The organism is Streptomyces sp. SBT349, from assembly GCF_001083795.1.
Taxonomy (GTDB): Bacteria; Actinomycetota; Actinomycetes; order Streptomycetales; family Streptomycetaceae; genus Streptomyces.
Window position 1 is genome coordinate 1 of record NZ_LAVK01000056.1, and the last position, 12,863, is coordinate 12,863.

Annotated in this window: 11 protein-coding genes; 6 read left to right on the forward strand and 5 right to left on the reverse strand. The window is 71.2% G+C overall.

The window, feature by feature from the left end:
- Positions 1–293: 293 nt before the first annotated feature.
- The gene (locus ADY01_RS09815) at positions 294–593 is read right to left on the reverse strand and encodes a WXG100 family type VII secretion target (RefSeq protein WP_078900151.1); all 300 of its coding nucleotides are present in this window, start codon (positions 591–593) and stop codon (positions 294–296) included.
- Between the two features lie 314 nt (positions 594–907).
- On the opposite strand from ADY01_RS09815, the gene ADY01_RS09820 reads away from it, so the two are divergent.
- The 3 genes from ADY01_RS09820 (at position 908) to ADY01_RS09830 (ending at position 6,392) form a co-directional block, all read left to right on the forward strand.
- Positions 908–5,443: an FtsK/SpoIIIE domain-containing protein gene (locus tag ADY01_RS09820; RefSeq protein WP_049569154.1), complete on the forward strand. Its 4,536-nt coding sequence runs from the start codon at positions 908–910 to the stop codon at positions 5,441–5,443.
- A 129-nt stretch (positions 5,444–5,572) separates the two neighbouring features.
- Entirely contained in the window at positions 5,573–5,974 is a 402-nt protein-coding gene (locus ADY01_RS09825; protein WP_049569157.1) for a helix-turn-helix transcriptional regulator, read from the forward strand.
- A 10-nt stretch (positions 5,975–5,984) separates the two neighbouring features.
- On the forward strand, positions 5,985–6,392 hold the full coding sequence (locus tag ADY01_RS09830; protein ID WP_049569160.1) for a VOC family protein: 408 nt from the start codon (positions 5,985–5,987) through the stop codon (positions 6,390–6,392).
- A gap of 8 nt (positions 6,393–6,400) precedes the next feature.
- Here ADY01_RS09830 and ADY01_RS09835 read toward each other — a convergent pair whose 3' ends face one another.
- Together ADY01_RS09835 and ADY01_RS09840 are read right to left on the reverse strand one after the other, a co-directional pair.
- Complete coding sequence (locus ADY01_RS09835; RefSeq protein ID WP_049569162.1) at positions 6,401–6,592, reverse strand: DUF397 domain-containing protein; 192 nt, start codon at positions 6,590–6,592, stop codon at positions 6,401–6,403.
- Positions 6,589–7,416: a helix-turn-helix domain-containing protein gene (locus ADY01_RS09840; RefSeq protein WP_049569165.1), complete on the reverse strand. Its 828-nt coding sequence runs from the start codon at positions 7,414–7,416 to the stop codon at positions 6,589–6,591. Before ADY01_RS09840 ends, ADY01_RS09835 begins: the two co-directional genes overlap by 4 nt.
- 261 nt (positions 7,417–7,677) lie before the next feature.
- Here ADY01_RS09840 and ADY01_RS09845 point away from each other — a divergent pair, with 261 nt between their 5' ends.
- Together ADY01_RS09845 and ADY01_RS09850 are read left to right on the forward strand one after the other, a co-directional pair.
- Positions 7,678–8,481, forward strand: coding sequence for a hypothetical protein (locus ADY01_RS09845; RefSeq protein ID WP_049569169.1), 804 nt, complete (start codon positions 7,678–7,680; stop codon positions 8,479–8,481).
- A gap of 104 nt (positions 8,482–8,585) precedes the next feature.
- Positions 8,586–9,866, forward strand: coding sequence for an erythromycin esterase family protein (locus ADY01_RS09850; protein ID WP_049569173.1), 1,281 nt, complete (start codon positions 8,586–8,588; stop codon positions 9,864–9,866).
- A 35-nt stretch (positions 9,867–9,901) separates the two neighbouring features.
- Here ADY01_RS09850 and ADY01_RS09855 read toward each other — a convergent pair whose 3' ends face one another.
- A complete protein-coding gene (locus ADY01_RS09855; protein WP_049569176.1) occupies positions 9,902–10,342 on the reverse strand; it encodes an NUDIX hydrolase in 441 nt (146 codons plus the stop codon).
- 71 nt (positions 10,343–10,413) lie between these two features.
- On the opposite strand from ADY01_RS09855, the gene ADY01_RS09860 reads away from it, so the two are divergent.
- Positions 10,414–10,728: a MazG-like family protein gene (locus ADY01_RS09860; protein ID WP_049569179.1), complete on the forward strand. Its 315-nt coding sequence runs from the start codon at positions 10,414–10,416 to the stop codon at positions 10,726–10,728.
- 60 nt (positions 10,729–10,788) lie between these two features.
- Here the strand turns inward: ADY01_RS09860 and ADY01_RS09865 are convergent, their stop codons facing one another.
- On the reverse strand, positions 10,789–12,321 hold the full coding sequence (locus ADY01_RS09865) for an amidase family protein (protein WP_159001078.1): 1,533 nt from the start codon (positions 12,319–12,321) through the stop codon (positions 10,789–10,791).
- Positions 12,322–12,863: the final 542 nt, after the last annotated feature.

A 12,863-nucleotide genomic window follows, 5' to 3' on the forward strand; every position in this document is an offset into this window, starting at 1 on the left:
GCGCCGGGGGTGGTTCCCGGCCGGAGGGTGGGGGAGTCGCTCATGAGTCCCATGATCCGGCGCCGGGGGCGCCGCACAAAGAGGTATCCCGGGAGCGTCCGGCGCCGGGCCCCGCACGCGGCACCTGACGACAGGTGCAGCATGTACACGGCTTGGGTGCCGGATTCGCCCCGGATCGGCACAGAAAAAGAGCCACCCGGCGCGCGCGCCGGGTGGCCGGAAAATGCCGAAAGGGCGGCACCCCGGCGCGCGCATCCGCGCGTCCTGGCACCGCCCCGCGGCGTATGCGGGGGTCAGCCGCCCCGGATGGAGCTTTCGAGGCCGGTGTCGGTGTCCTCCATGGCCTGAGCAGCGGTCTTCAGGAAGTTGCCCATGCCCTGGAGACCCTCGAGGACCTTCTTGGCGCCCTGCGTGAAGTCCCGGTAGGACTCGTCGAAGGCGACCGAGGAGCGCGAGGTGACATAGCCACCGCTCACCAGACCGTCGATGTAGGACTGCAGCTCGTCGAGCTTCTGGTCCATCTGCTCGTACTCGGAGATGAGCCGGTCGCCCGCCTCCCGCATATCGTCATAAGTTACGTTAATGTCCGGCATGACGGTCCCCTCCTCAGGTGGGGCGGAGGGCGGTCCCCCCGCTGACTTTCCGGGTGTTGAAGCGCCGGCCTCCCGCTGCGTGGCGGCGCCACGAGCAGTCAGCCTACGTCCATGGAGCACGGGACGGTACCCCCGGTCAAGAGGGCGTCAACAGCGCGTCCCGGGCGCCTTGGCGAAGGCTATGACGCCCATCTCCCGTCTGCGGTTGCACCTTTCTCAGCACCCGTCCCAGCACCCGTTGTCACACTCACGCAAGATGCGATTATGGTCATGTCCAGCGAAGCACGTTGCTGTGTCAATACGGGAGGATGAGCGTGCGCCTGACCCTGACAGTCGTCGACCCGGTCGGGGGACACCGAGCCGACACCGTGGTCGATGCCGCCCCCGAGACGCAGATCGGGGCCCTCGCCCCGGAGTTCGTCCGGCTGGTGGGCGGCAGATTCACCCAGGACGACATGGCCGGCTCCGCGCACGTCTTCGTGAGCGGCGAGTATGTCGACCCGACCCTGACCCTCGCCCAGTCCCCGATCCGCGAGGGCTGCGTCGTCAGCCTGCACAATCCCAGCGGCTGCTGGCCGGGGGAGCCCAACGGCGTCATCGAGTTCCGCGTGGTGGGCGGCCCGGGCGCCGGCGCCGTGCACCGGCTCGGCGTCGGCAAGGTCGAGATCGGCAACGGCCAGCAGGTCCACATCCGTGTCGACGACCCCACGCTGCCCGAGCACACCATGACGCTGCGCGTGGCGGCCGACACCACCTGCAAGGTGACGGTCTACAGCGAGACGCAGCCGCTCATCGACGGCGAGCCGTTCTCCCACACCGAGGGCGACCGCGCCGACTGGAAGCTCGGCAAGCAACTCGCCGTCGGCGACTCGCTGTTCGAGCTGACCCCCTACTTCCCGCCGGACGCGGCCCTCAAGGTCTCCGAGGACGGCGCGGGCCTCGACTACAACCGGCCGCCGCGCCTGCTGCCGCCCGAGCGCCAGACCAAGTTCATCCTGCCCAAGCCGCCGGGCGAGCGCGAACGCCGCCCGCTGCCCTGGCTGATGGCGATCCTGCCGGTCGTCGGCGCCGTGCTGATGGCCTCGCTCACCGGCCGCTGGCTCTTCCTGGCCATGGCCTTCATGAGCCCCGTGATGCTCCTGTCCAACTACATGATGGACAAGAAGCGCGGCCGGATATCGCACGCCAACAGGGTCAAGGAGTACGGCGAGCGCAAGACGCGCATCGAGAAGGACGCCCGCGACGCGCTCATCGCCGAACGGTTCGCCCGCCGCCACGCGGCGCCCGACCCCGGCACCGTGCTCAACCAGGCGACCGGGCCCAGGACCCGCCTGTGGGAGCGCCGCCGCACCGACGACGACCACCTCCTCATCCGCGTGGGCACCGTGGAGCTCGACTCCGAGGTGGTCCTGACCGACCCCGAGCAGGACGAGCACAAGCGCCAGGTCTTCTGGAAGATCGCCGACGCCCCGGTCACGCTGCCGCTGCGCACCCTCGGCGTCATCGGCTACGCGGGCCCCGGCGACACCGCCCGCGCGCTGGCCCGCTGGTCCGTCAGCCAGATCGCCGTGCTCCAGAGCCCGGTCGACGTCCAGTTCATGCTGCTGACCGACGGCTCGGGCCAGCACAGCTGGGAGTGGATGCGCTGGCTCCCGCACGCGAGGCCGGGACCCGAGCATGAGGTCAACGCCCTCATGGGCACCGACGCGGAGACCATCGGCGCCCGCGTCGCCGAGCTCACCGGGCTCCTCGACGCCCGCCAGAAGGCGGCGAAGGAGGTCCGCGCGCAGCAGGCGACGTTCAAGGACCCGGACATCGTCGTCATCTTCGACGGCTCGCGCCGGATGCGTTCGCTGCCCGGCGTCATCCGGCTGCTGCGCGAGGGCCCCGCCTCCTCCATCTACGCGCTCTGCCTGGACGACGAGGAGCGTTTCCTGCCCGGCGAGTGCCAGGCCGTCGTCATCGCCGAGCCCAACCCGGAGCGCGCCGCCCTGGGCGGGCCGGCCCGCAACCCCGGCTACGCCACCGGCTTCCACACCTTCCTCGCCGTTCCCGGCGGGGCGGCGCCCGGCGCCATGGCGGGCGCCGCGCCCACCATGGCCGCCGACCGGCTGCGCGTGGAGCAGACCGGCGCCTGGCGCATCAGGGGCGTGCGCCCCGACTGGGTGCGCCCGGAGTGGTGCGAGCTGATGTCCCGCGCCCTCTCCCCGATCCGCGACATCAGCGGCGAGTCCGAGGACGCCGCCCTGCCGTCGTCCAGCCGCCTGCTCGACGTGATCGAGATGGAGCCGCCGACGGCCGGCGCGATCGCCGCCCGCTGGCGCCTCGGCGGCCAGTCCACCGAGGCGGTCATCGGCGAGTCCTACGACGGCGCGTTCGCCATCGACATGCGCCGCGACGGCCCGCACGGCCTGATCGCGGGCACCACCGGATCCGGCAAGTCCGAGCTGCTCCAGACGATCGTCGCGTCGCTCGCGGTGGCCAACACCCCGGAGAACATGACGTTCGTCCTCATCGACTACAAGGGCGGCTCGGCGTTCAAGGACTGTGTCCAACTGCCGCACACCGTCGGCATGGTCACCGACCTGGACAACCACCTGGTCGAACGGGCCCTCCAGTCCCTCGGCGCCGAACTGACCCGCCGCGAGCACATCCTCGCGGAGGTCGGCGCCAAGGACATCGAGGACTACCAGGACCTCATGCGGCGCAACCCGGGGCGCCTCCAGTCGATGCCCCGACTCCTCATCGTCATCGACGAGTTCGCCTCGATGGTCCGCGAGCTGCCCGACTTCGTGAAGGGCCTGGTCAACATCGCCCAGCGAGGCCGGTCCCTCGGCATCCACCTGCTGCTGGCGACCCAGCGGCCGAGCGGCGTGGTCTCCCCCGAGATCCGCGCCAACACCAACCTGCGGATCGCGCTGCGCGTCACCGACGCCAGCGAGTCGTCCGACGTGATCAACGCGCCCGACGCGGGCTTCATCGCCAAGTCCACGCCGGGACGCGCGTTCGTCCGCCTCGGGCACTCCTCGCTCGTTCCCTTCCAGTCGGGCCGCGTCGGTGGCCGCAGGCCCGGCGCCATCGACCCGTCGGTCGCGCGGCCCTGGAGCGGCGTCCTGGAGTGGAACGACCTGGGCCGCGGCCGTCTGAAGCGCCCGCCGGGGCAGAAGTCGGACGAGGAGGAGATCACCGACCTCAAGGTGCTGGTCGACTCCGTCATCGAGGCCGACCGGCAGCTCGGCTTCACCAAGCAGCACAGCCCCTGGCTGCCCGCGCTGCCCGAGGAAGTGCTCCTGCGCGACCTCGAACACCCGGTCCCGCTGGGCGCGTTGCCCGCGGCGCCGTACGGCATCGAGGACCTGCCGATCCACCAGGCCAGGCGGTCGGTCGCGATCGACTTCAAGTCGTTCAGCCACATGATCGTCGCGGGCATGGCGCGCAGCGGCCGTTCGCAGCTGCTGCGCACCATCGCGGGCTCGCTCTCCTGGATCCACTCCACGGCCGACGTCCACCTCTACGGCGTCGACTGCGGCAACGGCGCGCTCAACGCCCTGACCCGGCTGCCCAACTGCGGCGCCGTCGTCAACAGGAACCAGACCGAGCGCGTCCGGCGCCTCATCCGCCGCCTGCGCGGCGAGCTGGACCGCCGCCAGGAGATCCTGGGCAACGACGCGCTCGCCGACATCGGCGAGCAGCGCGCCGCGGCGGCCCCGGAGAACCGGCTGCCGCACATCGTGGTCATGATCGACCGCTGGGAGGGCTGGGTCTCCACCCTCGGCGAGATCGACCACGGCGCGCTGACCGACGACATCTACGTCATCCTCCGCGAGGGCGCCAGCGTCGGCATCCACCTGATCATCACCGGCGACCGCTCGGTGCTGACCGGCCGGATCGCCGCGCTGACCGAGGAGCGGTACACCCTGCGCCTCTCCGACCGCAGCGACTACACCCACATCGGCATGCCGGCCAGGAAGGTCCCCGAGGAGATCGCGGACGGCCGCATGTACCGGAACCAGGTCCTCACCGAGATCCAGATCGCGGTGCTCGCCGAGGAGCTGACCGGTCAGGCGCAGGCGGCGGCGCTGGCCGCCATCGGCGACTGGGCGGCCCAGCGCGACAACGCGGTCCCGCGCCCCAAGCGGCCGTTCCGCGTGGATGTGCTGCCCAGCCGCCTCACGTTCGCCGACGCCTGGGAGATGCGCGACCCGGACGCCTCGCAGTCGCGCCTCTGGGGCCTCATCGGCGTGGGCGGCGACGAACTCATGGGCTACGGGCCCGACCTGGGCCAGGGCGCTCCGGTGTTCATCGTCGCCGGGCCCGCCAAGTCCGGCCGGTCCACGGTGCTCTCGATGCTCGCCAAGTCCTATCTCGCCCAGGGCGTCCGGGTGGTCATCGCCGCCCCGCGCCCCTCGCCGCTGCGTGAACTGGCGGGCCAGCAGGGCGTGGTGCAGGTCTTCACCGGCGACGACCTGTCGGAGGACATGGTGCGCGAGGCCATGGGCTCGGCCACGCGGGAGGATCCCATCGTCTTCGTGATCGACGACGGCGAGGACCTGCGGCGCTGCGACGGCGGTGATGAGCTGAAGAACATCATCACCAAGGGCTCCGAGCTCGGCCAGTACATGATCCTCGGCGGCGACGAGGGCGACCTGTGCAGCGGCTTCTCCGGCTGGCAGGTCGACGCGAAGAAGGCGCGCCGCGGCGCGCTGCTCTCCCCGTCGAACCACCGGGTCGGCGAGCTGATCGGCGCGAAGCTGCCGCGCAGCGCCGCCGTCGAGCAGCCCACGCCGGGCCGCGCGATCCTGCACCTGGGTGACGGCACGCCGTTCACGGTGACCACTCCGGCGCCCTGACGGGCCCGCCCCGGTCCCTCGGCCCCGTCCAGCCGCTCACGGCCGGACGGGGCCGATCGCGTGTCCGGGGGCGGGGGCGGTGGGGCGCCCGGCTTCCGGCCGCCGGACCGGCTCGGGGATACTGGCCGGGTGGATCTCGACGACCTCGTCCGGCTGCGACGCGCCAGGGACCGGATGGACCGCGACTACGCGGAGCCGCTGGACGTCCCCACGCTGGCGCGCGGCGCGCTGATGTCGCCCGGCCACTTCTCGCGCGCCTTCCGCGCCGCGTTCGGCGAGACGCCCTACGGCTACCTGATGACCCGCCGCGTCGAGCGCGCCAAGGCCCTGCTGCGGCGTGGCGACCTGTCGGTGACCGAGGTCTGCATGGCGGTGGGCTGCACGTCGCTCGGCTCGTTCAGCGCGCGGTTCACCGAGCTGGTCGGCGAGACGCCCAGCGCCTACCGCGCCCGGGACCACGCGGCGGGCGCCGCCATCCCGGCCTGTGTCGCGAAGATCCGCACCCGCCCGCTGCGGGTGTCCAGGGCATAGCCTGACGATCATGACGATTTCGCTCTCGCAGTGTTTCATCGCCGTGGACGACCACGACGCGGCGCTCGCCTTCTACCGTGACGCCCTGGGCCTGGAGGTGCGCAACGACGTCTCCTTCGAGGGCATGCGCTGGGTCGCGGTCGGCGCCCCCGACCAGCCGGGCGTCGAGATCGTCCTGGAACCCCCGGCGGTCAACGCCTCCGACACGGACCGCCGCACCATGGCGGAGCTGCTGGCCAAGGGCCTGCTGCGCGGCGTGATCTTCGCGACGGACGACTGCGACGCCACGTTCGCCCGCATCATGGGCGCGGGCGGCGAGGTGGTCCAGGAGCCGACGGACCAGCCCTACGGCCTGCGCGACTGCGCCTTCCGCGACCCCGCGGGGAACCTGCTGCGCTTCACCCAGCGGCTGGCCTGAGACGGGCGTCAGCGTCGCAGGTGCGCGATGAACGCGTCCCAGGCGGCGGCCGGCACGGTGAGCGCGGGGCCGGGATTCTTGCTGTCCCGCACGGGGACCACGCCCGGGACGCGATCGGCGACCTCCAGGCAGTCGCCTCCATCGTTGTTGCTGTAGCTCGACTTGCGCCAGTGCACACCGCTCAGGTTGGGCAGTCTCATGAGGGATAACTCTCCATCACCCGCTGGATAAAGGCCCCTGACTCTCTCGGCGGAAGCGCGTACGCCCGCGCCTCATCGTAGAGCCTCTGGCGTGGCGTCACGTCGAGGCAGTCCTCGTACAGCTGCCCCCGTCCGCGACCCTCTTCCCACGCGGCAGTCGTGCCGTCCTGGAATTTCAGCAACGTCATGGATGTGTTCATCAGCGCATGCCCGCCATGGGCGAACGGAAGAACCTGAATCTTGGAGCACGGGGTATCAACCAAGGGCAGCAAACGGGCGAGTTGATCCCGCATGATCTCCGGGCTTCCCATGGGTCGCCTGAGCGCGGCCTCGTCGATGATGCACCAGATGTGCGGAGGGTCAGCGGCGCGCAGCCTCTCCTGGCGTCCCATGCGAGCGACCAGAAGCTCTTGTTGTTTCTCTTCGGTGAGGTCCGGGTTGGCGGCGAAGAGAGCGCGAGCGTAGTCCTCGGTCTGCAACATCCCCCAGATGAGTTGGGAGCCGAAGTTCTCCAAATAGTGAGCGCGATTCGCGAGGTCGAGGAAGTTCTTATACCGGTCGGGTGGAACCTCCTTGCGGACGAGGAGCCACAGCCGGACGAAGTGGCCGTCTGTTCCGAAGAGTCTGTCGAACTCCTCGGACAGACCGCGCGGGGCCATGGATTCACCCACCTCGATGCGCGCCAACTGGCTCTTGCTGCTGGGTACCTGCCCCGCCAACTGGACCAGGGACAGCTTGGCGTTCTCGCGATGCCGCCGTAGATCCGCGCCGTAGAGATGCCGCACGGATTGGTCGGGTGTCAGCTCGCTGGGCTTGAACGTCATGGCCCTCCTTGATCCGCTCTCACGCCATTGCGCAACGCTATCGCTACGGCCGGTAGTTGGGCTGCGTTCCTGTCCCAAACCGTGAGCCGGGACGACATCGCTGAGTCGGCGCCGTGGTGGGATCTGTTCAGGCGTGAGGGCGTCACCCTGGCCACGTCCTTGCGGGCCCGACGAAGCTCCCCCATGCCATGTAACCCCGACGATCAGGAGTGCGGCCCCGGTGTTGGAGGCAGCGAGTGCGTTCCGAGGACCTGAGCACCGATGACAGACGACTCTTCACTCCCCGACCTCCGGGCGCTGATCCATTCGCACACGGGAGAGGTGACCGTCACCCGGCGAACCGAGCGTGGGTTCAGCTCGGATCTCACCGCCATCGTGGAGTGCGAGAAGGGGCCCTTCTTCGTCAAGGCGATGCGCAATCGGCCGGGTGGTCGCCGGGATTCCCTCGTGCGCGAGCGGGTCATCAATCCGTTTGTCCTGCCGCTCTCTCCGGAGCTGTTGTGGCATGCCGAGGACCAGGAGTGGATGGTTCTGGGCTTCGAGGTCGTGGACGGCAGGCGGGCGGACTTCGGGCCGGGTTCGACCGACCTGCCGGTCGTCGTGGAACTCCTCAACCGCGTGCGGAGACTGTCCCGGCCCGAGGTCGCGCGGGACTGGACCGAGACCCGGTGGGACCGGTTCGCGGCCAACGAGGCGGAGGCGACGTGGTTGCGGGGTGACGCGTTGCTCCACACCGACATCAATCCCGGCAACGTCATGATCGGCAGCCGCGACGCATGGGCCGTGGACTGGTCCTGGCCCTCTCGGGGCGCGGCCTTCATCGACCCTGCCCGCCTTGTCGTCCAGCTCATCGCGTCCGGCCGGAGCGCCGAGGAAGCCGAGTCGTGGGCGGCCGGGTGCGCGGCGTGGGCGGAGGCGGATCCCAGGGCCGTTGACGCGTTCGCCGCCGCCGAAGTGCGGATGCTGTGGACGTTCGCCCTGCGCAGGCCCGAGGCGACATGGCGCAGGGCCATGGCGGAGGCGGCCGAGATCTGGACGACTCACCGGGGCCTGGTGGTGCGGTGATGACCTTTGTCAGCGCCAAGGCAGCCTGTTCCGCTTCCCGAGGCGGGGACGGTGGCGTGGCGGGGGCTTGACCTCATGTGGGCTTGAGGTCGCACGGTGGGGGCATGGTGATCTCGTCGGAGGAGCGCGCGGCCGTGGTGGAGTGGATCGGGGAGGCGGCCCATCCCCTTGGCTCGGCCGGGCCGTTGGGGCCGGTCGGCGATCTGCGGCCGGTTCTCGGGATGCTCGGCGACCGTGTCTCGGTCGTGGGGTACGGGTCCGGGACGCGGGGGGCGCACGAGGTGTTCGCCCTCCAGGCGCGCCTGGCCAGGCTCCTGGTCGGCGAGGCCGGGTTCCGGGTGATCGCGTTCGATCAGGACTGGACGCTCGGCGTCGCGCTCGACACGTTCGCCCGCACCGGCGTCGGCGACCCCGTGGCGCTGCTGGGGAGCGCGGAGCCGTTCTCGCGGACCGAGGAGGTGCTGGCGCTCGTGGAGTGGGTGCGCGCGTTCAACGAGGGCCACCCCCGCGACCCGGTCCGGCTGGTCGGCGTGAGCCCGCACGCGGTCGGGGAACCGGCGTACGACGCGGTCGCCCGCCACGTGCGCGAGGCCGCCCCCGAGCGCCTGGACGCGCTGGAGTCCCACTACGCCGAACTCCGCCCCGGCGAGGACGTCGCCGCGCACACCCGGCGTTTCCGGGGCCTTCCGGACCGGAGGGTCTGGCTCGACCGCGCGCGGGCGGCGCACGCGCTGGTCGCCGGGCTGCCCGGGGAACGCGACGGCCACGCCTGGGCCGCGCACGCCGCACGGGTGATCGTGCAGTTCCACGAGCTCCACGATCACGACGACGACCCGCTCGACCCCCACAACATGGCGTTCTTCGAGCGGTCGTTCGCCGAGAACCTCCTCTGGTGGCACCGGCACACCGGCCACCGGGCGTTGTTCTGGTCCTCCAGTTCGCACACGTCCAACGGCCGTGGGCGGGCGATCAGTTTCCCGCCGAACCCGGTGCGGGCCCTCCCCAACGCGGGCAGTCACCTGCGCGACCGCCTGGGGCGGGGGTACGCGTCGATCGGGATGACCTTCGGCCAGGGCGAGTTGGCCACCTACGCCGACTCCCCGCCCCACCGGGTGCCGCCCGCCGCGCCCCCGCTCGCCGAGGCGGTGCTGGGCTCCGGCGGGCTCGGCGACTACCTCCTGGACCTCGCCGCGGGAAGCCCACCGCGACCGGTGGCCGAGTGGCTGCGCCGGACCGTCACCCTGCGGGCGATCGGGCCGCGCTACGACCCGGACAACGACACGGCCCACCACATGACGGGCGGGTCGCTCGCCGAGTGGTTCGACATCGTCGTCCACCAGCAGCGCGTGACCGCGGCCCGCGCCCTCCGCTCCGGGCGGCGCTGAGCCGGAACGCCGACCCGGCGGCCGGCGACCGGGGGCTACAGCGTCGGGAGGATGTCCTCGAAGAAGGGGCGGTCCCCCTCGAACGTGGGCCGGAGGCGCGAGAACTCCTCGGCCGTGACCCAGCGCGTCTCGCCGACCTCCCCGGGATCCGGGGTGAGTTCACCGCCCTCGACCTCGGCGGTCCACCAGTGGAGGACGTACCCGCCGTCGTCGGTCATGCACTCCCAGACCTTCTCCAGGGGCGTGACCCGGAGCCCGACCTCCTCCCGCACCTCGCGGACCAGCGCCTCCCGTTGCCGCTCGCCGGGCTCGATCGTTCCGCTCAGCGGGGCCCAGTATCCGGAGAACCGGGCTTCGGGACCCCGCCGGATCACCAGCACCCGGCCGTCCCGCCGCAGGACGGCCACCACGGCCTCGCGCCTGGTCGCCCCGTCCGCCTCGCCCGCCTCGTACGTGTCGTTCGCCTCGTCCGCCACGCCCCGGAGCCTATCCGGGACCCGGTCCCGTCACCTCCGGCGCGGCGCGCGGCCGTTGATACGGTGAGCCCATGGATCCGGCGACCTGGGACACGGTCAAGCGCCTTGCCGCGTGGCTGGACGCGTACAGCCCGCACCCGCCCGATGTCACCCGGCTGCTGCGCGTGCTGAAGGTGCAGGAGGAGGCGGGGGAGGTCGCCGAGGCGGTGCACGGCGCCATGGACGCGAATCCCCGCAAGGGGGCCAGCCACACGTGGGCCGATGTGGAGAGGGAGTTGTGCGACGTGATCCTCACCGGCATGGTCACCCTCGCGACGATCAACCCCGACGCGCGGGAGATCTTCGCACGCCACCTGGAGCAGGTCGCGGAACGCTCACTCCCCTGAGACGAGGCGTGGCGGCCGGAGGTGAGGGTGCGATCTCCCCTCCGGCCGTGCCTCGTCGGGTCAGAGCGCCGGGAAGTGCGGGGAGGGCGCCCGGAGTCGGGATTCCTGTTCGTAGTCGTAGGCGTAGCCGAGGAGGAGGCCCTCGCTGTAGGGCCTGCCCATGAGCGAGATCGTCATCGGGAGGCCCTGGGAGCCGAAGCCCATCGGGACCACGATGCCGGGGAAGCCGACGGAGCTGTAGCCGCCGAACGTCGAGGGCTTGGGGCGCGAGGACGGCACATAGGTGGGGTCGTCCACGCTGAGGACCGGGTTGCTGATCGGCGACGCGAAGCTGGACTCGTAGGGGAAGACCATCGCGTCGAGGTCGTACCGGTCGAACATCGCCAGCTTCAGCCGCGTCGCCTCCGGGAGGACGTTGTCGATGAGGTTCCGGTACTCGGGGGCGTCGGTCGAGGTGGACAGCGAGGTGGTCAGCAGGTCGAGGACGCTGTCCTCCACCGGCAGCGGCGACGCGTTGACCTCGGTCTCGTAGATCCGGACGAACTCCTCGACGGTGCGCGGGACATCGCGGCCGAGCGTCGCCAGGTACGTCTCCCAGTCCGCCTTGAAGCGGTAGTCGGCGATGTCCCTGATGTTCTCGTCGCCGCTGGTGAGGTAGAAGTCGACGAACGCCGGGTCGAGGGTGATGTCCACGATCTCGGCGCCCAGCGCCCGCATCGTGTCGATGGCCTCCCGGGCGAGGGCGTCGATCTCCGGGTCACCGCCGAAGAAGTCGGTGACCACGCCCAGCCGGGCCCGGCGCAGGGAACGCCTGCGCAGATAGCGGGTGTAGTCGAGTTCGCCGCGCGCGGCCCTTCTCCGCAGCGCCCGGGGGAACGCGCCGTAGGTCTCGACGCTGAGCGGGTCGGCGCGGTCCATCCCCGCGACGGCGCTGAGCAGGAGCGCGGTGTCGGTGACCGTGCGCGCCATCGGCCCGGCGGTGTCGAAGGTGAGGTTCTTCGGCGCGATGCCGTCCCGGCTGATGAGCCCCGTGGTGGGCCGCAGGCCGACGAGGCCGCAGAACGAGGCGGGGCCGCGCACGGAGGTGCTGGTGTCGGTGCCGATGGCGAGCACGGCGAGGTTGGCCGCGATCGCCGCGCCCGAACCGGCGCTGGAGCCTCCGGTGTTGCGCTTGGCGTGGTACGGGTTGACGACCTGGCCGTCGATGGTGTTGTAGCTGCCGCCCGCGAACTCGCCCATGGACGCCTTGCCGAGGATGAGCGCCCCCCGGTCGCGCAGCGCCCGCGCCAGGAACGCGTCGTCGGGCGGCACCGAGTCCTTGAGGATGACCGAGCCGTTGCTCGTCGCCATGTCGTGGGTGTCGACGTTGTCCTTGAGGAGAACGGGGATGCCGTGCAGGGGGCTCCGCTTCCCGTGCCGCCGGCGCTCGCGGTCGAGTTGGGCCGCGACGCGCAGCGCGTCCGGGTTGACCGTGGTGATCGCGTTCAGCCGGGTGTCGCCGTCCTCGTAGGCGGCGATGCGTGCGAGGTACATCTCGGTCAGCTCGACGCAGGTCAGCTCGTGGGAGTCGTAGGCCGCCGCGATGTCCGCCACGGTGGCCTCCTCCGGTTCGAAGCCGCGCCCTCCCGGGCGTCCCCGGCTTCCCCGGGCTGCGGAGGCTGCGGAGGCGGCGGAGGCTGCGGAGGCGCCCGGCGCGGTGCCGGCGGCGAGCCCCGTGGCTCCCAGGGCCCCCACTCCGGCGACAAAGCTCCGTCTGCCGAATCGATTCATCGTGTCTCGTCCCTTCCAAATGGTTCTCGCGCGTGCGCGCATGCATGGGTGCGATCGTGATGTCGAGAGGGCGTGAGGTCGTCACGGCGTGCGTCATGACGGGATGACCGGCCGGGGGTCATGGCCGGAAGGGGGCGGCTGGTCCGCCGGGCACGGTGATCCGGGTGCCGACCGGCGAGAGGATGGCTCCGGGCGAGGGGCTACCGAGCGTCGGCCCGTGGCGCCACGGGCCGGTCGTTCTCAGTCGGTAAGCACATCGGCGCGCCTTTCATGGGCGGTTCACCATCGGCCTACCACAGTGGTCGCTCCGGCACGGGCGCGCGATATGTTGCACGTTACAAGTACTGGGCGTGCGTGTTACGCGG

Bases quoted from the DNA above. Each gene is read 5' to 3' on its own strand.
- ADY01_RS09815 (WP_078900151.1), bottom strand. From the start codon at position 593: ATGCCGGACATTAACGTAACTTATGACGATATGCGGGAGGCGGGCGAC.
- ADY01_RS09845 (WP_049569169.1), top strand. From the start codon at position 7,678: ATGACAGACGACTCTTCACTCCCCGACCTCCGGGCGCTGATCCATTCG.
- ADY01_RS09840 (WP_049569165.1), bottom strand. From the start codon at position 7,416: ATGACGTTCAAGCCCAGCGAGCTGACACCCGACCAATCCGTGCGGCAT.
- ADY01_RS09835 (WP_049569162.1), bottom strand. From the start codon at position 6,592: ATGAGACTGCCCAACCTGAGCGGTGTGCACTGGCGCAAGTCGAGCTAC.
- ADY01_RS09830 (WP_049569160.1), top strand. From the start codon at position 5,985: ATGACGATTTCGCTCTCGCAGTGTTTCATCGCCGTGGACGACCACGAC.
- ADY01_RS09850 (WP_049569173.1), top strand. From the start codon at position 8,586: ATGGTGATCTCGTCGGAGGAGCGCGCGGCCGTGGTGGAGTGGATCGGG.
- ADY01_RS09860 (WP_049569179.1), top strand. From the start codon at position 10,414: ATGGATCCGGCGACCTGGGACACGGTCAAGCGCCTTGCCGCGTGGCTG.